Source organism: Vibrio sp. HB236076 (assembly GCF_040957575.1).
Taxonomy (GTDB): Bacteria; Pseudomonadota; Gammaproteobacteria; order Enterobacterales; family Vibrionaceae; genus Vibrio.
On sequence record NZ_CP162601.1, the window covers coordinates 1,364,278 to 1,385,391 of the forward strand.

A 21,114-nucleotide genomic window follows, 5' to 3' on the forward strand; every position below is an offset into this window, starting at 1 on the left:
TGATGTTGTGATTAAACGACTGATGATTGGGTTAACATTGCTGGCAGCCTGTGCGCTTAGCCCAGCAAAAGCGGCATTGGAGCTGGTCATTACAGATGGTATTGACTCGGCGAGACCGATTGCTATTGTGCCGTTTCAGTGGCAAGGACAGGGTAAACTGCCTTCAGACATTGCTTCTGTTGTGTCATCGGATCTGCAACGCAGTGGGAAATTTAGCCCTGTAGCGGTTAATAAAATGCCGCAAACCCCACATACTGATCAGGACATTAATTTTGATGCCTGGACCAAAATGGGGGTAGATACGTTACTGACAGGCACAATTTCACAAGATGCCAATGGCCAATATGTGATTAAGTATCAACTGATTGATACGGTACGTGGCCATTTGACAGGGGGGCAGAGTAAAGGCTTGTCTGAAGATGGCCAGTTAGTGGCTTCAAATGATCACATTTTATTGTCTCGCATTGCCAAAATTGATGGCAATCGAATGCGTGAATACGCTCACCGTATTTCAGATCTGATTTATGAACAACTGACCGGTGAAAAAGGCGCGTTTTTAACGCGAATTGCTTACGTTGTCGTTGATCAAAAAGCGCGTTATCCGTATGAATTAAGAATCGCTGATTACGATGGTTATAATGAAAAGTTGGTGCTTCGTTCTAAGCAACCGTTAATGTCACCAGCGTGGTCGCCAGATGGTAAAAAACTTGCCTATGTGAGCTTTCAAAATGGCCATGCTGAAATTTTTATGATGAATATTTACCAAGGCACAACGGAGAAGTTAACCAGTTTTCCTCGTCACAATGGTGCACCGGTTTTTTCTCCTGATGGCAGTAAATTAGCATTGGTATTATCGAAGACGGGCAGCTTGCAAGTCTATGTTATGGACCTCAACACCAAGAAGATTACTCAGGTAACACAAGGTCGTTCTAACAACACGGAACCCTATTGGTACCCAGATGGTAAATCTTTGATTTTTACTTCAGATCGGGGTGGTAAACCACAAATTTATCGAGTAAATTTAGACAGCAAATCAACGCAACGTCTTACATGGCAAGGGAGCCAAAACTTAGGCGGCCAGATCACACCAGATGGCAAGTTTTTGGTAATGGTTAATCAAAGCCAAGCAGGATATCGTCTTGCAAAACAAGATTTAGAGACGGGGGCGGTGCAGGTATTGACCTCAACTCGACTTGATGAATCACCAAGCATAGCGCCAAATGGTGCAATGGTGATATACAGTTCCATGTATAACAACAAAAATGTTCTATCTATGGTTTCTATAGATGGACGATTTAAAGCTAGACTACCCGCTACCAATGGTTTGGTTCGTGCGCCAGCATGGTCTCCATTTTTGTAGTAATGAGTTTATAAACTAAGGAATATTTAAGATGCAATTGAACAAAATTTTTAAAAGCCTAATGGTCGCTTTACCTGTGATGGCGATGGCTGCATGTAGCTCTAGCGATGATGCAGCATCTGCTGCTTCAGCTGCTCAAACGAATCAAGCGGCGCAAACCGCGGATGCAAGTCAAGGGACTGTGATTTCAGCCGTTGATCAACAAGCACAGTTATCTGATCAAGAGCTTAAAGAGCAAGCGCTTCGTGAGAACCAAACTATCTTTTTCGCTTTTGACAATTCAACGATTTCCGCTGACTACGAAGATATGCTTGCAGCACACGCTGATTACCTAAGCAGCAACCCAAGTGTCAAAGTGACTATTGAAGGTTATGCTGATGAGCGTGGTACACCTGAATACAACATCGCTTTGGGTGAGCGCCGTGCTGAAGCGGTAGAAAAATATCTACAAGCACTTGGTGTTCAATCAAGCCAAATGTCTATTGTTAGCTACGGTGAAGAAAAGCCATTGGTGTTAGGTCAAAGCCAACAAGCTTACGCGAAAAACCGTCGCGCAGTCATCGTGTACTAATTTAAGGACACATTATGATGAGCAGTAACTTTAAGCGAGCCATTTCGCTGGTGTTACTGGCAAGTGCAGCAAGCCCAGTGCTTGCTGCACCAGCACCAGTATCGGATTTAAATGGCACTGTTAACTACACTTCTTCCGCTTCGACAACGGCAAATGAAACCGATGTTGAACGCCTCGAGCGCTTGCTCAAAAGTAAAAATATCCTCCAAGCTCGTATGCAGCAGCAAATTGACCAGATGTCTCAAGACATCAGTACGTTACGTGGTCAAATGGAAAAGCAAAATTACGACATGCAACAAATGGTAGAGCGTCAGCGTGATTTGTATGTTGAGCTGGATAAACTGCGCAGTGAAGTAAAAAATAGATCAACGGCATCGGTCAGTTCCGGTGACGCCGACTCCGTTGCGAATGGGACTTACAGTGCAAGCCCTGATGAGCAAAAAGCGTATCAAGACGCCGTGGATTTGATACTAAAAGAGCGAGATTACGACGGTGCAATTAACGCCTTCAATGCGTTTCAAAGTGATTACCCAAATTCGTCTTTTTCACCGAATGCTCATTATTGGTTAGGGCAACTTTACTATGCCAAAAAGCAAGATACGGATGCGGCGAAGAGTTTTGCTGCCGTGCTTAAGTTTGAGCAATCCAATAAGCGTCCCGATGCGTTGGTGAAGCTGGGTGATATTGCTGCCCGTAATAATCGTAGCGATCAAGCGAATAAATACTACCAACAGGCTGTTGATCAATATCCGGAAAGTTCATCGGCTCAAGTAGCGAAGTCAAAACTTTCTCAATAAGCATGGCATCGATGATTTTGTCGGTGGTTTTTGTATAGCTCGGAGGGTACAATACGCAGTATTCTCTGGGTTGTGCAGACATTGAGCAATGAGTCATATATTAGATAAAATAGACACCGTATATCCATTCCCTCCAAAACCAACACCGCTTTCTTCTGAGCAAAAGGACGCGTATTTGCGTTCGATTAAGTCAGCATTGAAAGAAAAAAACGCGGTTCTAATCGCCCACTACTATACCGATCCTGAAATTCAAGCCTTGGCTGAGGAAACCGGTGGTTTTGTTGGTGATTCCCTTGAGATGGCTAAGTTTGGCAATCGACATCCTGCAGAAACGCTTATTGTTGCTGGCGTGCGATTCATGGGAGAGTCGGCGAAGATCTTAACACCAGAAAAAACCATTCTTATGCCTACCCTTGACGCGGAGTGCTCCTTAGATCTCGGTTGTCCAGCCGATAAGTTTACTGAGTTTTGTGATGCTCACCCTGATCATACTGTCGTCGTATATGCCAATACTTCTGCGGCGGTCAAAGCACGTGCTGATTGGGTCGTGACGTCAAGTATTGCTTTAGAGATTGTTGAGCATCTTGATAGCGAAGGAAAAAAAATTATTTGGGGCCCGGATCGTCATTTGGGCTCTTATATTGCCAATAAAACAGGCGCGGATATGTTGTTATGGCAGGGGGAGTGTATTGTTCATGATGAGTTTTCCGCTGACGCATTACGAAAAATGAAGCACGTTTACCCTGATGCGGCAATTTTGGTACACCCTGAATCTCCGGCGAGTGTCGTTGCGTTAGCCGACGCTGTTGGTTCGACGAGTCAATTAATCAAAGCAGCAAAATCGTTGCCAAATAAACAATTGGTGGTGGCGACTGACAAAGGCATTTTTTATAAGATGCAACAACTGGTGCCAGAAAAAGAGCTGATTGAAGCTCCTACAGCGGGTAATGGCGCAACGTGTCGAAGCTGTGCTCATTGCCCTTGGATGGCCATGAACGGGCTAGAAGCGATCAATAATGCATTATCTGAAGATAATCATGAGCACGAAATTTTTGTTGATGAAGCGACCCGTGTTCGTTCTCTGATCCCACTTAATCGTATGTTAGATTTTGCTGAACGATTGAACAGCTAATTGATAACTCGATTTATCTGGTGCAGTTCAATTAATGATACCGAAGACAAAACGCCACTCAATGATATTGAGTGGCGTTTTTAGGACTAGGCAGATTTATTGCTGCTCTGCTAATTCCACACCGCGTAATGTTAAGCCACTTAACATGGTTGGAATCGCATTAAAAACTTCTTCAAACTGATCCAATCCTTCGAGCCCTTGTTCTTGTAGCGTCATTAGCGTCGTCTCAGGATCGTATAGCATTGTGATGGAAAGCAATACACCACCGAGTAATGCGTTATTTTCGCTTTGCTCTGGCATTAAGGTTTCCCAATCATCTCGAGTCAATTGCCAACCTTGTAATAACCCTTCACAAAATAGCCGTGTGTGCTCAGTAACAATGTCTTGGTCGCTGAGCTGACATTTTTCCGGCCATTGCCATGTCCCTTCGAGTAGGGCAGCGCGGCTTTCATTCCAAAGTGAAATAATGGCATCAAGGTAGATTTCAAGCTGTTCTCCGTCATTAAATGGGGCTTCTTGTTCGCCTCCCCATAAAAAGGGTAACCACTCTTGTGGTGGGAGCACGTGTGGGGCAGCTGCCATTGCGGTCACAAAACCTTGTGTATTGGCTAAACCGAGTAGCTGACCTTCTAGCTCAGGTAAAGCGAGGATCTCTTGTAGTGTCAAAATCAACTCTTGCTGTTGTGATATCAATAGATTGGATACTAGCAAGATCATATCAGACTGAAAAGGATTGACCGGAATTTTGTCTCAATGACTTGTGTTGGTTAATTTTTGAACTCATTGTGTTTTGCTGGTGATTTAGTTTGAATTTGAGAACATATTTGGAATTATAGGCTAGTTATACGAAATAAATTGGGTGCTAATTCTTAATATTTAGTGATTTAATAGCGATAAATTTTATTTGATTTTTTGTTGTAATTTGAGGGTTAAAAATGCGAGTCAATCGATCGCTTTGTGTACGGCATGCCGCGGCTGATACCTTTGCTATGGTCTTGTTTTGTTTCTTCTCCGGTATGTTGATTGAGATTTTTATATCAGGAATGACAGTGCAACAGTCATTGGCATCGAGGACTTTGTCGATCCCTGTCAATATAGCGATTGCATTGCCATACGGCTTGTTTCGAGATTGGATGATTCGGCAATCATCGCGTCTGAGTGCGGGTAAGTTGAGCAAATCGATAACGGATTTATTGGCCTACGTCATGTTTCAATCGCCGGTGTATGCCATGATTTTGTGGGTAGTGGGTGCTGATTGGGAGCAAATGATGACGGCGGTGAGCTCTAATGCAGTGATTTCTTGTGCAATGGGTGTCGTTTATGGCCGGTTTTTAGATTTTTGTCGTCGTTGTTTTCGCGTTCCTGGCTATTATCAAAAAGTATAAGCGATGGTATTTTATTCAAATGACTCAATAAGTAAGCGATTAAAACGCCAATGTAACTTTTTTATCTTGTGAGCCTTGACCCTAAAATCAATAACGATTACATTAAGCCCCGTTCGCAGCAAACGTGAATCAATTCGGTGAGTTGTCCGAGTGGCTGAAGGAGCACGCCTGGAAAGTGTGTATACGGCAACGTATCGAGAGTTCGAATCTCTCACTCACCGCCACATTCTAAAAAAGACGTCCTAGGGCGTCTTTTTTTACGCCTAAAAATTAGCATACCTGCAATGTCCTACTTCTTAAATCGATGTACGTATTAACCAGTTAATCATCGTAATAATAGCGTTCAAAACTCGTAAAGAGTAACGGGTTAGATTGTTTTTTACTTAGGCTTTCGTATCGATGATTAGCTAGATACTTCACAGGGTGGGATGAGGTAAACGTATCTCAGGGCAGGGTCTTATGTCAGAGATAGCTTATTGGCGCAAAAGGCGTTCAACAAAAAGGTAATCAGGGTAAAGAGATTGACCAATACCCTGCACTTATTTGGTACTGATTTTACTTATCGAAAGGCCATTGCACCTTTTCCCACGCCTTCGTAAGCAATGACTTGCAATGTCTCACTGGGAGAGAGCTTTTTTTTCACTTCATCAGCAATGAAGTTTGCCAGTAATTCCACTGTGGTGTCGGTTGGGAGAACCTCACTTTCTGACTTAGCAATGGCAATCTCAAATTCACCTTGCGGCGCTTGATACTTAAAACCATAATGAGTCTCGTCACTGATGTCTTGCAAGTCATGAGCAAAAGATAAATCACCTAGCGTCACTTGATCTTCTTGAGTTGCGAGGTAAATGTCATGCCAGCGCTGGGCAAAGCTCTGTTCAATCTGTGTATTTCTTTGACCATTTACTAGGATTTCGATCGGTGAACGATGGCCGTGAGCAATACGCTGGCAATTGCCATCGTGCTTTTTTAGACCGTGTGTGTAATGGTAATAGGCACCACTTATCGCTTCTGGCCTCAATGTTAATTCTAAGCCGGTGACATTACTCGGCAGGTGCTGTAGTAACAGGTTGTTAAGGTGCTCAACCACGGATGAAAGGGTAACTTCATCACTATCAATCAGGCAATAAGCTTCTTCGGGACAATGAAGATAGATTGACTTGTCAGAGCGCAATAAGTGTAACTGAGCATATCCATCAGAAGTCGGGCGATAAACCACACTTTGCTGTTGAGTGGGGATGAGCAAACGATGATCAACGCATTGATCGATAAGTTGCTTGATTTGTTTTTTTACGCGACCAAAGTCAAGGACCATACTCATTTCATTGAGTTGCCCTGATAGGCTTACATCGACAATCCAACTGTCACCGACAATGCCTCGCTGCGGACAGTAGAAAGACATATCGATTACCGTTAGATCACGTACAAATAGGTTCAAAGCCCAATTCCTCTTACTTCATAAATCTGATTTTGAGCTATAGTACCATAATCGCCAAATTCAAGGAGTAAATATCCTCTGAAAACATTTAATTGCCCAGCTAAGAACTCAAGTTATGACCCGTTTGATTGGGGTGGTGGCGCCGAAGATTCACGCACAACTAACTCGACGTCAAGAGGCTCCGGTAAGGGGCATTCTTCATGGTTGAGCCGTGCAATTAAGTACTTAGCGGCCAACAGTCCCATTTGCTCTTGTGGCGTTCTAACCGTGGTGATCTGTGGCGTTATGTTGGAGGCTAATGCCATGTCGTCGAAGCCGACAATGGAGACCTCCTTAGGTATGTTGATTCCCATTTTATTGGCTTCAAAAATAGCGCCGTAGGCAAATGGCTCTGAGCCGCAAATAATAGCCGTGGGTTTTTGCTTTGCAGACATTAACTTTCTAAAGGCTTTTCTGCCTTCAGTGACGCTAAAAGAAGTTTGGATAAAATTTGCCTCCAGTAGGGTCAAACCTTTCTGTGCTAGATTGTCTTGTACTCCTTTGTAGCGGTAGTACGCGCGATCATTCTCTTTTGTATACCCAGATATCAACGCGAATTGAGTGTGGCCTAGTTGCAATAAATACTGAGTAACTAATGACGCAGCCATGTGATTGTCAAAACCAATGCAAGGGTGTTCAAAGGTATTATCGACAGTCCAAGCCAGTACATAGGGGATTTTTTTGGCTTTGAGTAAATCATAAAGGTGCTGATCACGTGATTGACCGACTAACAGTAGCGCCTCCATGCCATGAGATACCATTTGGGTAATATGCTCAGCTTCTTTTTCAAGATTATAACTATTAGAAGCGAGCATCATATTGTAGCCCGCTGTAGAAATATGCTCTTGAAACACTTCTAAAGTTCGCCCAAACAGACTGCTGTCGAGAGAGGGCATAACAGCGCCAATCATCCGTGAACGATTTGAAGCCAGCGCTCTAGCCGCGGCATGAGGAACATAATTCAGCTTTTTGATCGCAGCATCAATTTTGGCTTGGCTGCGTGCACTCACTAGATTGCGATTGTTTAAATAGCGCGATACAGTCACTGGAGCAACGCCTGCTGCTGAGGCGACATCTCTCATGGTCGGATTTTCACTTCCATTGCTATCCGCTTTCATTAACCGATCCCTTTGTCATTTTTGGATAGTAAATTATAGAGTATTTGTAGACTTAGAAATGACGTTTCTACATATTATTATCACATATAATTGAGAAACTTATCTAGCTTACCGCTTTACTGCCCCCATAATGTGAAAAAATTGGATATTTTTTCACTTATTTTGTGCAAACCCGTTGTGCTCTCCAGTACGACAATGGGGTCAATTAGTGTGCTTTTTCATTTAATAATCTGATTCTAGTACTTTTTTAAAAAAAACACCCGTTATTGCTATTTTCGGCATTGTGTTTGCTTTTACAAAAATGGAAGCGGTTCCATTTTTGTGTATTTATTTGGAAATACCCGTCAATAATCGTTGTTGGTAAAAGGAATACAAGTGACTTGCTCTAGGAAAGACTTCTAGGGTGGGGATAAGGAGAAAGTATGAAGTCGCATTATAGAGTCGTTGTAATAGGTGGTGGTATTGGCGGTTGCAGTACACTTTACCATCTGACACGTGAGGGGTGGACCGATGTTGCCCTTGTCGAAAGGAACGAGTTGACATCTGGCACCACATGGCATTCAGCTGCGCAAGTCACTAATTTTGGTGCGGTACAAACCATGGTGGGGTTAAAAAGTCACAGTATTAAGCTTTACAAAGAATTAGCCTCTGACCCAGACAATCCAATTAATTATCACCATGCTTCTGGAGGGATTCGCCTTGCCTCCACTCAAGAGCATTTAGATGGTTATCATCACTTTGTGTCATTAGCTAAAGGGATGGGAGTGGATTTTGAAGTTATTGATGCCGAGGAATGTGCCAAGCGCCACCCTTTAATCGAAAAACATGAATTGCTCGGTGGGTTATGGGATCCACTTGACGGTGATATTGACCCTGCTCAGTTAACTCAGGCTCTTGCTCGTGAAGCTCGCAAAGCTGGGGCGGATATTTTTCGCCATAACCCCGTCGAAAATATTTATCAAAAAGCCAATGGCGAATGGGTAGTGCAAACCAAAAATGGTGATATTACTTGTGAAAAGCTAGTCAACGCTGGTGGCTATCGAGTCAATGAGATCGGAGCCATGCTGGGGATAGAATACCCAGTTATATCGATGGAGCATATGTACTTTCTAACCGAACCTTTACCTGAAGTTGAGGCTTTTGGAAAACGTGTGCCATTGCTCCGCGATCCCCTAGATGATTTTTACAGTCGACAGGAAAAGAATGGTTTGTTGGTAGGAATTTACGAGCAGCGCTGTAAAACCTGGGGAATGGATGGTATTGATCCCAATTTTGTCAATGCGTTGTGTCCAGATGATCTTGACCGATGTCTCGATAATATGGAACGAGTGTTTAAACGCATGCCTTGTCTAGAGCGCACCGGTATACACAGTATTATTAATGGGCCGATTACTTATTCAGCCGATGGCAACCCATTAGTTGGTAAAACGCCTGGATTTGACAACCTCTACTCGATCATTGGGTTGCGAGCTGGCTTAGGTGAAGGTGGGGGACATGGTAAAATATTGGCAGAAATTATCGTCCATGGTGAGTCAGAATGGGATACCTGGTGTCTTGATCCTGCTCGGTTTACGCGACATGCCAATACTGAATTTACAGCGCTAAAAGCCGTTGAAGATTATCAAAATGAATTTCGCTTTCATATGCCCCATGAAGCTCGACCTGCTGGACGCTTGGCAAAAACAACGCCAATTTACCCTGTCTTAAAAGCCCAACACGCAGAGTTTACTGTCGTTAATGGTTGGGAACGTGCGATGTTCTACAAGCCACATGCCGATTTTGAATTTAAGCACAGTTTTCGATTCAACGAAACCGAAGACATTGTTGCTGCTGAGGTCAAGGCGGTAAGTGAAAAGGTAGGCTTAATGGAAGTCAATGGCTTCACACGCTATCAAATAGAAGGACCTAAAGCGGCAGAGTGGCTGGAAAGTCTAATGTGTTCAAATGTACCGAAAAAAGTGGGTAAAGTGGGGCTTTGTTACTTCTTGACCGATAAGGGGAATGTCTTAGGTGAAGCGACAATTACAAAATTGTCTGATAACACTTTTTGGTATGGTGCCGCCGCCGCCGCCGAATATAAAGATATGGATTGGCTCCGTTCACACCTTCCAACAGAAGGCGTTGAAATAACGAATCTAACTAATTCCCATACGATTTTATCTGTCACAGGGCCTAATGCTCGAGAATTATTGTCCAGTTTGTCGCCAAGAACGAATTGGTCTAATGAAGCATTCCCTTGGCTAACAGCTCAGTCTGTATACATAGGTCACGGTCAAGCGATAGCACTTAGAGTGAGCTTTAGTGGAGAGTTGGGTTGGGAGCTTCATATTCCCAATGAACAATTGCTGTTAGTACACACCTTATTAACCGAGGCAGGGAAGCAATTTGGGTTGACCCCATTTGGTACATTAGCCCTTGAGTCAATGCGTCTTGAAAAAGGGTATAGACATTGGAAAGCTGACCTAATAACAGAATTTGATCCTTTCGAAAGCAACTTAGACCGCTTCATCAAACTCGATAAACCTCAGTTCCCGGGCAAAGCAGCGTTGATGGCAAAACAAGGTCAAGCCCATCGTAAAAAATTCGTCACTTTAACCGTCAATTGTGACATTGCGCCAGCCCATCCAGGTGATTCGATTTGTGTGGATGGCAAAGTCATTGGCACGGTGACGTCAGCGGCTTTTGGACATAGAGTCAATAAAAATATTGTTCTTGGTTTTATCGACCCGGCCTATGCCATTGAGGGCCAAGGATTAGAAGTCGAGATTATCGGTAAATCTTATTCTGCTCAAGTAACGCAAGATTGTTTATACGACGAGAAGAATGAACGAGTGAGAAGTTGATTTTTACCATTTATTGAAACAAGGAAGTGTTTTATGAAAAAGAAAATAAACGGTGTGGTGGTCACTATCTGCGCGGCAATATTGAGCAGCGCTGCTCAAGCTAGTGATTTAACGATTGGTGTACCAAGTTGGCCTTCGGCGAGTGTTACTGCCTATGTAATGAAAGACGTACTAGAGGAGAATTTAGGGCTAGAGATCAGTATGCAAACCGGTTCAAATCCAATTATCTGGGAGGCCATTGACCGAGGTACGATACAAGTACACCCAGAAGTATGGTTACCTAACCAGCAGAATCTTTACAATAAATACGTTAAAGATAAGGGAACTGCAGTAAAAAATGAGCACGGCATATTGGCAAAACAAGGGCTATGTATCACGAAAGAGATGTCTAAAAAATCCGGGATCGCTTCAATCTATGATTTGACTGACCCCGATAAAGCCGCTCTATTGGATTCTAATGGTGATGGTGTGGGGGAGATTTGGGCGGGGGCTCCGGGGGCAGCGTCTACCACGGTCGAAAAGATCCGCGCAAAAAGTTATGGCTATGATCAGACGGTAACATTGACCGAGGTTGATACACCGGTGAATTGGGCAGCATTGGACAGTGCAGAACGTCAAGGAAAACCTTATGTTTTTTCGTGTTATACCCCCCATCATGTTTTTTCTATGTATGACATTGTTTTTCTCGATGAGCCAAACCACGACCCGAACCAGTGGCACATCATTCAACCAACCGATGACCCGAACTGGTTAGAAAGTTCACAAGCGAGTACGGGGTGGCCAGCGGCCTACGTTCAGCCTGTTTATGCCAAATCGCTAGAAGGGGCGTATCCACAGGCGGCATTAATTTTGAAAAACTTCCGAGTGAGCGCCGATATATTGAGCGCATGGAGCTATGGTGTGGTCGTGGATAAGAAGTCAGCACAAGAAGTCGCTAAAGAGTGGGTCAAGGACAACAGCGATCAAATCAATCAATGGCTAGGGCTGTAATTTCCCATCGCGTCGCGCTTGCACATGTGAGCGCGGCAATCGCCAGACATAGACTCAAAGGAATGAATAGTTATGACAACGAATGTCATTCGATTAAGCCATGTATGGAAAATATTTGGTGACAATGCTCAACAAGCGATCGATGCTGTCAATAATGAGGGGCTAGATAAGGCAACAGTCTTAGAGCGTTTTGGCTGTGTAGTCGGTATTGCTGATGTCTCTTTTGAGGTCAATAAAAGCGAGATATTCTGCATAATGGGACTTTCAGGCAGTGGTAAATCAACACTGATTCGACATTTAAATCGTTTGATTGAGCCATCATTTGGCCAAGTGCAAGTACTTGAACAGGATATACCTTCATTATCTGAAAGTGAGCTTAGAGAGATGCGTGCTAAGCATATAGGTATGGTATTTCAACACATGGCCTTGTTACCACATCGTTCGGTTATCGATAATGTTGCCTTTCCTCTTGAAGTACAAAAGCTTTCAAAGTCAGACCGTTGGAAAATTTCTCAACACGCTTTGTCTTTAGTTAATTTAACGGGGTATGAATATCATTATCCGCATCAGTTATCGGGCGGGATGCAACAACGTGTTGGGTTAGCACGTGCGTTAGCTTGTGACCCAGAAGTTCTACTGATGGATGAACCATTTAGTGCTCTTGACCCCTTGATTCGTCATGAATTACAAGATCAATTTGTTGAATTAACAAAATCGCTTGAAAAAACCACCGTTTTTATTACTCACGATCTCGATGAAGCCATTCGAATTGGAGATCGCATTGCCATTATGAAAGACGGCCGTTTGATTCAAATTGGTACACCAGAAGAAATTGTTTTATCGCCAGCAGATGAGTACGTTGCTGATTTTGTGAAGGGTATTTCTAACCTTAAGTTAGTCAATGCGCATTCTATTATGGGAAGTGTGGACGAGATGAAAGCCTTATCAGAAGAGGCTATCCAACGAGCTCCAAGAGCTTTAGAGGACACCAACCTTGAAGCCCTAATCGACCTTTCTGTGTCATCTGAATTGCCAATTATTGTGACTAATACTGCTCATGAATTTTTGGGTGTGATCAGTAAAGATACGTTATTAACAGCGATCAAAGGAGGGTAATGATATGAAAGTAAATCATCGCAATGAGTATCAAGAGCTGGACGATTCATCAAAATTGATCGAAAAGTTTACTCAAAAAAACAGCAGTTATTATAAAACGGTATTTAGTAAAATTCATGCCAGTACTCAGACCACGTGGTCATTTAATTGGACAGCCGCCTTGCTTGGACCTTTGTGGGCTGCAACACGCAGTATTTGGGGTTTCTTTTGGTTGAGTAGCATGAGTTTATTAATCGCCTTAACTTTGATATGCCAAGGCAGTTGGGGAAACTTAGGCGCTGATAAATTTGCACAAGCTGAGCGTATGCAAAATAAAGCGCTTGAAATGAAAGTCAAAAGTGAGGCGGCTATCGAGCATGGCTCTGCCAATGCTCAAGCTTTGGCTCGCAATGCTGATAATCTACAAAAAGCGTCCATTAGAGCGTTATCTGCTGCCAACGAAGCATCACTAGGCGCTAAACGCCAAGTGGTCATCGGTCTTTGTTTATTGATTTTTATTATGATTACACAAGGATTTATTGCTAACCCTTTTTATGAACGACAATACTGTTTATGGCGGCAAGGTAGGATACAGCGCAGTGGTTTTAAGATGAGAAGTGGCATAGCTGGCTCAGTATTACTTGGCTTAATTTTTCCTCTCACCTTGTATCGTTTTACGGCAATAAGCCCAAAGCAATGGTTAGTTGACTTTCCCGCCGATAAGACATTATTCAATCAGACTGCTTTATGGCTGAATTCAGGCTTTGATTATTTAGCGATTTTAGGTTCAGGCTTATTTGACCAGATCACACGTTTTATAAACAATGTGTTAAGTGGCTTAGAAACCGTACTTGTTTCTATGCCGTGGCCTGTTGTCATGATGTTGATTGTATTAATGTCTTGGAAAGTGTCAGGGTATCGGGCCGCTATATTTACCGCTATCGCTTTGTCATATTTGGCTTTCTTTGGCTATTGGCAAAAAAGTATGGCCACGGTCGCATTACTTGGTACGGCTGCGATGATTTGTATTGTTATTGGGGTCCCACTTGGCATTGTGTGCGCCAAAAATAAAACCATCGATACGATGACAAAACCCGTATTGGATTTTATGCAAACGATGCCAGCTTTTGTCTATTTAATTCCGATTATTGCCTTTTTTGGTACAGGTAAACCACCAGGTGTACTTGCGACGATTGTCTTTGGTATGCCTCCAGTTGTGAGATTAACGACACTGGGGATACAACAAGTCCCTCAATCAATCGTGGAAGGGGCCGTTGCTTTTGGTTGTTCTAAACGAAAACTATTACTAGATGTCGAGATCCCATTGGCGAAGGCGAGTATTCTCGCCGGTGTTAACCAGACCATTTTAATGTGTTTATCTATGGTCGTGATTGCATCATTGATTGGTGCACAGGGATTAGGAACCGATGTTTTACAGGCGTTGCAGTTTGCTGCCAAAGGGCAAGGTTTGCTAGCGGGCCTCGCCATTTTGTTCTGTGCGATCATGATTGACAGGATTGTGCAAGGTTGTTTTAAAGTTAATTATACAACCAAGTAGCTGACTAAAAAAATCGAGAAAGTGGTTTGATTTGCGTTGAACTGATCTAATTGCTTTTATGGTGGAATGGTCTTACCCAGAAAGCTGCTTAGCACATTTTACTGCTCAAATCTGTAGAATCTTATCTATCGGGCCATCGCTATGGCTTCTAGGCTACCACTGACTCAGTTGTGTAATAAGAGTTTTTCATTTGGCAAGTTGTTCATGCCAACAACAATGTTGAACAAGGTATTAAAGGACCGATATTGTGACCGGGAAAGTGAATTTACAACAACAAATATGCGAATACGTGCTCGAAAATATACAAGCGGGTATTTTTAACTCTCAAGCCCTACCTTCAGCAAGAAAATTGGCCAGTTTACTTCAGGTGTCAAGAAATACGGTTGTACTGGCTTATCGGCAGCTTGTGTCTCGAGGTGTTCTGAGTTCTAAAGAAAGAGTTGGGTATTTTGTCAATCAAAAGACCCTCACAAAGACCGGACGTGACATCGCGAAAGCATCATCTTATGCGCCAAAAAACAAAAGTTTTGTGCCTATGAGTGAAAACCAGTGTTCAGGAGGTATTTTGCAGCAGTGGTTTAATTACTACCGACGTGCTCAAGACCTCCAGGTGTTTGAGTCATATGCAATGGGAAAATCAGTTACTGAGAATGAACGACTATTATCAAAACATCTAAAAGATCAGGTGATCCCAAATTACTGTCAACAAAAGCGCCAGTTAATTGTCACTAGAAACTTACGCAATACCATTCACTTAATAACACTTGCATTACTCAAACCAAACATGACGGTATACTTTGATGATATTAAACTACAAGCGTATTGCGATGTATTTACTTGTCTAGGTATAAAAACGGTTTTTATACCTAAAGAGTCACGAAAAAAATTATCAGAAAAACAATGGCAGCAGTGCGACCTATTTTACACATATGAGAATTTTACAGAAAAAACGATGATAGTTGACGACCCTAAGTGTTTATTCAAGGCTGCTGATCAATATAATTTTAAAATTATTGAGCAAGGCAAACGTGGGATTTTAAACCGCCATGAAACAAATACCGGGTTCAACGATTACTTAGTATCACACAAACAAGATAACCTTATTTATGTGAACAGTGTTTTTGAGTCAAATATCCCAGGTGTTGATTTGGCGTTTTGTGTGGCATGTCCCGATGTGATTAAAACACTAAAAACCTTGCAAATGATCAGTGGTCAGACACCGGGTATCTTGTTGCAAGGCGCATGGGGTCACTTTTTGAAGTCCAAACATTAGATTGTTACATTGTCACGGTCTGTAGGTGCTCGGTTTTTACAAACAGTCAGTTAGCTTACCGTTAATTGCAAAATTTTGTGTTTTACACTAAAAATCTAAGCGATTTTCGACCTGGCCGACGCCATCAATACTGACTGTAACAGTATCGCCCTGCCTAAGCGCTTGGGTTCTACCTGGTGTACCCATATAAATAAGATCACCGGGCTTTAAAGTAAAATACTGACTGAGGTAACTGACCACTTTATCGACGCTATGAATCATATTGGCGGTGGTTTCCTGCTGAACGATTTTGCCATTCAAACGTGTTGTCAGCATTAAATTATGATAATCCACACCTTGAGTTATTGTGGAGGCTATAGGGGCAAATCCATCGGCCGCTTTCGCGCGCATCCATTGCAAATCTTGGCCTTGCCAATTTCGCTCGGTCAGATCATTACCGACTGTGACGCCGAAGACGACATCATCAACCTGTTGTGGAGTGATATTGCGTGCCCGTTTACTAATGACAATCACCATTTCCCCTTCAAAGTGGACGTTAGTGGCGCCCTCTGGCACGTTTATGCGTTCTCCTGAAAGGATCAGAGAAGAGGGGAGTTTCAAAAACAGCGGTGGCGGCTGATTGGAGGGGGACGATAGGTGACTCGCAAAGTTCATTCCAACGGCAAAAATTTTTTCTGGCGTAGTGGGTAACAGGAGCTGAGTATCATTCAGTGAAATTGGGGATTCTGATAAGGTGTAATGGGTAAATACATCACCATTGACAGGGTAAATTTGGTCGTTTTTTAGCTGGCCGTAGCGCGCTTCCCCTTGATATTGGAAACGAACAAATTGCTTTATTGAAGTGTCTTTAGCCTGTATTGACGCTGCCAACGCGGCTGTGCTGATAAGCGATAGAATTGTCCATTTCATTCAAACTCCTTGTAAGCACATTTCGCGCTTGTTCGCTATCTAGTAGTAATGAAGAGATTCAACTAAAAAGTGTCGATGATTTCATCTTTAACAGTATATCTTTGATTGATTATTAAGTAAAAAATAAACAAAAAATGCGTTCAGTCAGGGTGTTTGATAAATTTTTGAGTATACTATCACTTCTTTTATTCATGCTTTATGTGCATGAGGTTAATGGTTTAATGTAAGGGGGCTAAGTTGTTGCCATTAGTCGGTCTTTTGTTTTGTATGCTGTCTCTTATCGCCCTACCTGTGTCAGCTGAGAACACGCTCAATCAAGACCAAGTTGAAATACCAGCATTTAGCAAAGCGCAATTGGGGCAAATTTTATTTTTTGATACTAATCTATCGAAAAACCGCAGCCAATCTTGCGCCACTTGTCATAATCCTGACCACGCTTTTATTGACGATCGTGATTCAAAAGTTGATGGCATGGTGTCCCAAGGTGATGATTTGACAAAGTTTGGCGATCGCAATACACCCACGGCGTCTTATGCAAACAAGATCCCTCGTATCACCCGTAGCGATACTGGTGTGTTTAAAGGTGGTTTGTTTTTTGATGGTCGTCAACGCGATCTCGCGGGTCAAGCTGGTGAGCCATTACTGAACCCAGTTGAAATGGGCATGGGAAGTAAAACTGAAGTCGTAGGACGTCTGTTAGAAAATACCTTTTATGAGCAAGCTTTTAAAGATGTGTATGGTGATGCTGTTTTTGATGACGTTGAACGTGCTTATGAAGCCATGACCGACAGCATCGCTGAATTTGAAAAAAGTGACTTCTTCTCGCCTTTTGATTCCAAATACGATCGTTATTTGCGCAATGAAGTTGAGTTTACTCGATTGGAGTCCTTAGGAGAGGCCTTGTTTTTCTCACAGCAATTTACCAACTGTAACCGTTGTCACCAGCTTAAAGCTTTCCCTAAAAGTCGTGGTGAAACATTTACCAATTACCAATATCACAACCTTGGTGTACCCAAAAATGAACGGGTAAGAGCCATGAATGGTTTAGGCGCTGATTATGTTGATCGCGGTTTACTCGAACACCCCAGAATCGATGATCCTAATCAAGCCGGTAAATTTAAAGTGTCGACATTGAGAAATGTCGCAGTGACAGGACCTTATATGCATAATGGTGTGTTTAAAGATCTGCGTACTGTGGTGTTGTTTTACGATAAATTCAATAATTCAACGCGAACCATTAACCCTGAAACCGGCAAGCCGTGGCGCAAGCCTGAAGTCGATCAAAATTTGGCTTTAGAAGAAGAAGAGTTTAAGGCTCGTGCTTTAACCGATGAACAAGTCGATGCGTTAGTTGCCTTTATGAAAACGTTAACCGATCAGCGTTATGAGCATTTAATCGATTCAAAGAAAGAACAGTAAAACAATTTTTTGAGGGTAAAGACAAATAAAGTGTTAAGCCCGTAGTACCAATCTGATGAGTCTGTGATCGGTATGTAACACAAGGCGTTTGCGCTACATGAATTTTTTTCATGTAGCATGTGAAAGATAACCATTTTTATTCACCGTTTAATCTATGTATAACATACCTATACCGCTCGTGATGTGACCGGCATTTATCGTTGTTTTTCTTTAAAATTATACGTTTATGTGGTGTCTGAAATGCGATATTCGCATTTTTTGTTCTAAAGCGAGCGAAAAGAACATGTAAGTCATACAGAAAAATTAAATGGATACCCGAATACAATGAATAATAACGCCAGCTTTACTATTAAAAGTATTGATTTTAATGAGCACTATCGCCCAGCAGAAAATACTCGTATTACGACGAATTTTGCCAATCTAGCCCGCGGTGAACAACGTGAGCAAAACTTGCGTAATACTCTGAACATGATCAATGAGCGCTTTAATAGTATGGCGGTTTGGGATAATCCTCAAGCGGACCGTTACTCTGTAGAGCTGGAAATTATTTCGGTGGATATGGATTTGGATGTCGAAGGGTATAGCCGTTCATTTCCAACGATTGAAGTGCTTAAAACGTTTATTGTTGACCACAAAACGAATCAACGCATTGAAGGTATTGTGGGTAATAATTTCTCTTCCTATGTGCGTGACTATGACTTTAGTGTCGTGTTACCAGAGCACAACAAAGGCCAATCTTCGTTTTCAATTCCGAGTGATTTCGGTGATTTACACGGCGCCATTTTCAAATCGTTTGTCAATTCGAAAACCTTTAAAGACAACTTTTCAAAACCGCCAGTTATCTGTTTGAGTGTTTCGGATAGCAAGGTATATACCCGTACTGAAAACCACCACCCTGTTCTTGGCTTTGAATATCAGCCAAACGAATCGTCGCTCACAGAACGCTATTTCAAGAAGATGGGGCTGCAAGTGCGTTATTTCATGCCACAGGGTAACGTTGCGCCGATGGCGTTCTATTTCTTTGGCGATTTGCTCAACGATTACACAAATCTTGAACTGATCAGCACGGTGAGCACGATGGAAACGTTCCAACGAATTTACCGACCTGAGATTTACAACGCGAATACGGTTGCTGGTGAGGTGTACAAGCCGGATTTGAAAAATTCCGATCATCAGTTGACCAACATCGTTTACGATCGCGAAGAGCGTACTCAACTCGCCATTGAGCAAGGAAAATTTGTTGAGGAAGTCTTCATCAAGCCTTATCAAGCGGCGTTAGAGCAATGGAAAGAAGCTGAAATGGCTTAATCCTTATCGAGCTGTGTCGGAGATCGCAGTTCGATAACCAGCGAGTTTTATCACTCGCGAATAAAGTTCGTACCCTGAGCGATGAAAAAATAAAATGGTTAACCTCAGCCAGGGTATGAATACTAACAACGTCAAGAGAAACCATTTAAAAAGAAGAATGATTGATTATGAAAAAATTACTACCCACCTCAACCGCTGGCAGTCTTCCCAAACCATCTTGGCTAGCCCAACCAGAAAAGCTCTGGTCTCCATGGAAACTGGAAGACGATATCCTTGTTGAAGGTAAACAAGATGCGTTACGTGTGGCGCTTCAGGAGCAGTATCACGGTGGAATTGACATTATTAGTGATGGTGAACAAACTCGCCAACACTTTGTCACCACTTTTATCGAACACCTCAACGGTGTTGACTTCGAAAACCGTAAAACGGTTACGATTCGCAATCGATATGAAGCCAGTGTTCCCGTTGTCGTTGGACCGGTCGAGCGTCAAAAGCCCGTGTTTGTTGAGGATGCGAAATTTTTGCGTTCGCAAACCGATCAGCCGATTAAATGGGCATTGCCAGGTCCGATGACCATGGTTGATACCCTTTTTGATGATCACTACCAAAGCCGTGAAAAGCTCGCTTGGGAATTTGCCAAAATTTTGAATGAAGAAGCAAAAGAGCTTGAAGCTGCAGGTGTCGATATTATTCAATTTGATGAGCCAGCGTTTAACGTTTTCTTTGATGAAGTTAATGAATGGGGTATCAAAACACTAGAGCGCGCGATTGAAGGCCTTAAGTGTGAAACCGCGGTACACATTTGTTATGGCTACGGCATTAAAGCCAACACAGATTGGAAAAAAACACTGGGTAATGAATGGCGCCAATACGAAGAGATCTTCCCTAAACTTCAGCAGTCCAATATCGATATTATTTCTTTAGAGTGTCAAAACTCGCGGGTACCGATGGATCTCATCGAATTGGTCCGCGGTAAAAAAGTCATGGTAGGAGCAATTGATGTTGCCAATCATGAGATTGAAACCGCGGAAGAAGTCGCTGATACCTTGCGTAAAGCGTTGCAATTTGTTGATGCAGACAAACTGTATCCTTGTACTAACTGCGGTATGGCTCCATTACCTCGCGCTATTGCAGCAGGTAAGCTAAAAGCACTCAGTGCGGGTGCGCAAATTGTTCGTGAGGAATTGGCAGCCAAATAATCTGTTTCACATTCTAAAAATGACGCGATGCCCTGGCTTTGTACCAGGGCTTTTTTGTCATCGCGTGTTCGAGAAAGGTTTAAGTTAATTGCTCTTTCCTGAGTCTAGTGATTTTGTACCTAAACCTGGCTAATCTATTTAACGTGGTTACTGTAGTTAGTATTTTTAGTGTTCATACAAAGGATAGACTGGTAAGATTTCTGGCCTGGAAAATTTTAGAAGTCCTATTATGAAAGCGATTCGTTTTATCCTCGGTAAGCTCATTTTACTGATGAGTGCTTTATTTCGCCCTCGCAGCGTTAAACGCTCCCCACAAGAACAAAAGCACGTTGATCAAAAAGCCACACACTACAAATTGTATCAGTTTGAAGCTTGTCCATTTTGCGTCAAAGTTCGCAGAGCCTTGAAGCGTCAAGCGGTCAACATTGACTTATGTGATGCCAAAAATGATCCGAAACATCGCCAAGAGTTGCTCGAAGGTGGCGGTCGAGTGACGGTACCTTGCTTGAGAATCGAAAAAGAGGGCAAGGTAGAATGGATGTATGAGTCCTCGGATATCGTTGCTTATCTGCAAAAACACTTTCCCTAAACTCTGACATTTTGTCTACCTCAGGGGCAGTGAGTTTTGCTCCTGGTTAGATGATAGAACGCTGCGCTAGAGCAGGGGGGCGCCAAGACCG

Annotated in this window: 18 protein-coding genes and 1 tRNA gene; 15 read left to right on the forward strand and 4 right to left on the reverse strand. The window is 42.7% G+C overall.

What is annotated here, in order from left to right; genetic code table 11:
- The first annotated feature begins 7 nt into the window (after positions 1-7).
- The 4 genes from tolB to nadA all read left to right on the forward strand — a co-directional run bounded on the left by tolB (position 8) and on the right by nadA (position 3,860).
- Positions 8-1,360, forward strand: coding sequence for a Tol-Pal system beta propeller repeat protein TolB (gene tolB, locus AB0763_RS05985; protein WP_306101646.1), 1,353 nt, complete (start codon positions 8-10; stop codon positions 1,358-1,360).
- Between the two features lie 31 nt (positions 1,361-1,391).
- Positions 1,392-1,931 (forward strand): peptidoglycan-associated lipoprotein Pal, encoded by a 540-nt coding sequence (gene pal / locus AB0763_RS05990; RefSeq protein ID WP_306101645.1) that lies wholly within the window; start codon positions 1,392-1,394, stop codon positions 1,929-1,931.
- 17 nt (positions 1,932-1,948) lie between these two features.
- Positions 1,949-2,728, forward strand: a complete 780-nt coding sequence (gene ybgF, locus AB0763_RS05995; RefSeq protein WP_306101755.1) for a tol-pal system protein YbgF — start codon at positions 1,949-1,951, stop codon at positions 2,726-2,728.
- Positions 2,729-2,816: 88 nt separating this feature from the next.
- Complete coding sequence (nadA, locus tag AB0763_RS06000; protein ID WP_306101644.1) at positions 2,817-3,860, forward strand: quinolinate synthase NadA; 1,044 nt, start codon at positions 2,817-2,819, stop codon at positions 3,858-3,860.
- 96 nt (positions 3,861-3,956) lie between these two features.
- Here nadA and AB0763_RS06005 read toward each other — a convergent pair whose 3' ends face one another.
- On the reverse strand, positions 3,957-4,526 hold the full coding sequence (locus AB0763_RS06005; protein ID WP_306101643.1) for a UPF0149 family protein: 570 nt from the start codon (positions 4,524-4,526) through the stop codon (positions 3,957-3,959).
- Positions 4,527-4,795: 269 nt separating this feature from the next.
- Between AB0763_RS06005 and AB0763_RS06010 the strand changes: the two genes are divergently transcribed.
- The gene (locus AB0763_RS06010) at positions 4,796-5,245 is read left to right on the forward strand and encodes an L-alanine exporter AlaE (RefSeq protein ID WP_306101642.1); all 450 of its coding nucleotides are present in this window, start codon (positions 4,796-4,798) and stop codon (positions 5,243-5,245) included.
- 136 nt (positions 5,246-5,381) lie between these two features.
- Positions 5,382-5,469, forward strand: a tRNA-Ser gene (locus AB0763_RS06015).
- A 335-nt stretch (positions 5,470-5,804) separates the two neighbouring features.
- Here the strand turns inward: AB0763_RS06015 and AB0763_RS06020 are convergent.
- Together AB0763_RS06020 and AB0763_RS06025 are read right to left on the reverse strand one after the other, a co-directional pair.
- Positions 5,805-6,683 carry a 6-carboxytetrahydropterin synthase gene (locus AB0763_RS06020; RefSeq protein WP_306101641.1) on the reverse strand — a complete coding sequence of 293 codons (879 nt, stop codon included), beginning with the start codon at positions 6,681-6,683 and terminating at the stop codon, positions 5,805-5,807.
- 113 nt (positions 6,684-6,796) lie between these two features.
- Entirely contained in the window at positions 6,797-7,840 is a 1,044-nt protein-coding gene (locus tag AB0763_RS06025) for a LacI family DNA-binding transcriptional regulator (protein ID WP_306101640.1), read from the reverse strand.
- A 422-nt stretch (positions 7,841-8,262) separates the two neighbouring features.
- Here AB0763_RS06025 and AB0763_RS06030 point away from each other — a divergent pair, with 422 nt between their 5' ends.
- The 5 genes from AB0763_RS06030 to AB0763_RS06050 all read left to right on the forward strand — a co-directional run bounded on the left by AB0763_RS06030 (position 8,263) and on the right by AB0763_RS06050 (position 15,599).
- The gene (locus AB0763_RS06030) at positions 8,263-10,683 is read left to right on the forward strand and encodes an FAD-dependent oxidoreductase (RefSeq protein WP_306101639.1); all 2,421 of its coding nucleotides are present in this window, start codon (positions 8,263-8,265) and stop codon (positions 10,681-10,683) included.
- A 33-nt stretch (positions 10,684-10,716) separates the two neighbouring features.
- Entirely contained in the window at positions 10,717-11,673 is a 957-nt protein-coding gene (locus tag AB0763_RS06035; RefSeq protein WP_306101638.1) for a glycine betaine ABC transporter substrate-binding protein, read from the forward strand.
- Positions 11,674-11,745: 72 nt separating this feature from the next.
- The gene (locus tag AB0763_RS06040) at positions 11,746-12,789 is read left to right on the forward strand and encodes a glycine betaine/L-proline ABC transporter ATP-binding protein (RefSeq protein WP_306101637.1); all 1,044 of its coding nucleotides are present in this window, start codon (positions 11,746-11,748) and stop codon (positions 12,787-12,789) included.
- 4 nt (positions 12,790-12,793) lie between these two features.
- Positions 12,794-14,326 carry a proline/glycine betaine ABC transporter permease gene (locus AB0763_RS06045; protein WP_306101636.1) on the forward strand — a complete coding sequence of 511 codons (1,533 nt, stop codon included), beginning with the start codon at positions 12,794-12,796 and terminating at the stop codon, positions 14,324-14,326.
- 247 nt (positions 14,327-14,573) lie between these two features.
- Positions 14,574-15,599 carry a GntR family transcriptional regulator gene (locus tag AB0763_RS06050; RefSeq protein WP_306101635.1) on the forward strand — a complete coding sequence of 342 codons (1,026 nt, stop codon included), beginning with the start codon at positions 14,574-14,576 and terminating at the stop codon, positions 15,597-15,599.
- Between the two features lie 87 nt (positions 15,600-15,686).
- Here AB0763_RS06050 and AB0763_RS06055 read toward each other — a convergent pair whose 3' ends face one another.
- Complete coding sequence (locus tag AB0763_RS06055) at positions 15,687-16,508, reverse strand: fumarylacetoacetate hydrolase family protein (RefSeq protein ID WP_306101634.1); 822 nt, start codon at positions 16,506-16,508, stop codon at positions 15,687-15,689.
- Positions 16,509-16,745: 237 nt separating this feature from the next.
- On the opposite strand from AB0763_RS06055, the gene AB0763_RS06060 reads away from it, so the two are divergent.
- From AB0763_RS06060 to AB0763_RS06075, 4 genes are all read left to right on the forward strand, one after another.
- Positions 16,746-17,927 carry a cytochrome-c peroxidase gene (locus tag AB0763_RS06060; protein WP_306101633.1) on the forward strand — a complete coding sequence of 394 codons (1,182 nt, stop codon included), beginning with the start codon at positions 16,746-16,748 and terminating at the stop codon, positions 17,925-17,927.
- Positions 17,928-18,251: 324 nt separating this feature from the next.
- On the forward strand, positions 18,252-19,235 hold the full coding sequence (locus AB0763_RS06065; RefSeq protein WP_306101632.1) for a DUF1852 domain-containing protein: 984 nt from the start codon (positions 18,252-18,254) through the stop codon (positions 19,233-19,235).
- A gap of 167 nt (positions 19,236-19,402) precedes the next feature.
- Positions 19,403-20,434, forward strand: coding sequence for a methionine synthase (locus tag AB0763_RS06070; protein WP_306101631.1), 1,032 nt, complete (start codon positions 19,403-19,405; stop codon positions 20,432-20,434).
- Positions 20,435-20,663: 229 nt separating this feature from the next.
- The gene (locus AB0763_RS06075) at positions 20,664-21,023 is read left to right on the forward strand and encodes a glutaredoxin (RefSeq protein WP_306101630.1); all 360 of its coding nucleotides are present in this window, start codon (positions 20,664-20,666) and stop codon (positions 21,021-21,023) included.
- The last annotated feature ends 91 nt before the right edge of the window (positions 21,024-21,114 follow it).

Coding starts and splice junctions, on each gene's coding strand:
- AB0763_RS06075 (WP_306101630.1), top strand. CDS start 20,664: ATGAAAGCGATTCGTTTTATCCTCGGTAAGCTCATTTTACTGATGAGT.
- ybgF (WP_306101755.1), top strand. CDS start 1,949: ATGAGCAGTAACTTTAAGCGAGCCATTTCGCTGGTGTTACTGGCAAGT.
- AB0763_RS06035 (WP_306101638.1), top strand. CDS start 10,717: ATGAAAAAGAAAATAAACGGTGTGGTGGTCACTATCTGCGCGGCAATA.
- AB0763_RS06070 (WP_306101631.1), top strand. CDS start 19,403: ATGAAAAAATTACTACCCACCTCAACCGCTGGCAGTCTTCCCAAACCA.
- AB0763_RS06055 (WP_306101634.1), bottom strand. CDS start 16,508: ATGAAATGGACAATTCTATCGCTTATCAGCACAGCCGCGTTGGCAGCG.
- AB0763_RS06040 (WP_306101637.1), top strand. CDS start 11,746: ATGACAACGAATGTCATTCGATTAAGCCATGTATGGAAAATATTTGGT.
- AB0763_RS06030 (WP_306101639.1), top strand. CDS start 8,263: ATGAAGTCGCATTATAGAGTCGTTGTAATAGGTGGTGGTATTGGCGGT.
- AB0763_RS06045 (WP_306101636.1), top strand. CDS start 12,794: ATGAAAGTAAATCATCGCAATGAGTATCAAGAGCTGGACGATTCATCA.
- AB0763_RS06025 (WP_306101640.1), bottom strand. CDS start 7,840: ATGAAAGCGGATAGCAATGGAAGTGAAAATCCGACCATGAGAGATGTC.
- nadA (WP_306101644.1), top strand. CDS start 2,817: ATGAGTCATATATTAGATAAAATAGACACCGTATATCCATTCCCTCCA.
- AB0763_RS06010 (WP_306101642.1), top strand. CDS start 4,796: ATGCGAGTCAATCGATCGCTTTGTGTACGGCATGCCGCGGCTGATACC.
- pal (WP_306101645.1), top strand. CDS start 1,392: ATGCAATTGAACAAAATTTTTAAAAGCCTAATGGTCGCTTTACCTGTG.
- AB0763_RS06065 (WP_306101632.1), top strand. CDS start 18,252: ATGAATAATAACGCCAGCTTTACTATTAAAAGTATTGATTTTAATGAG.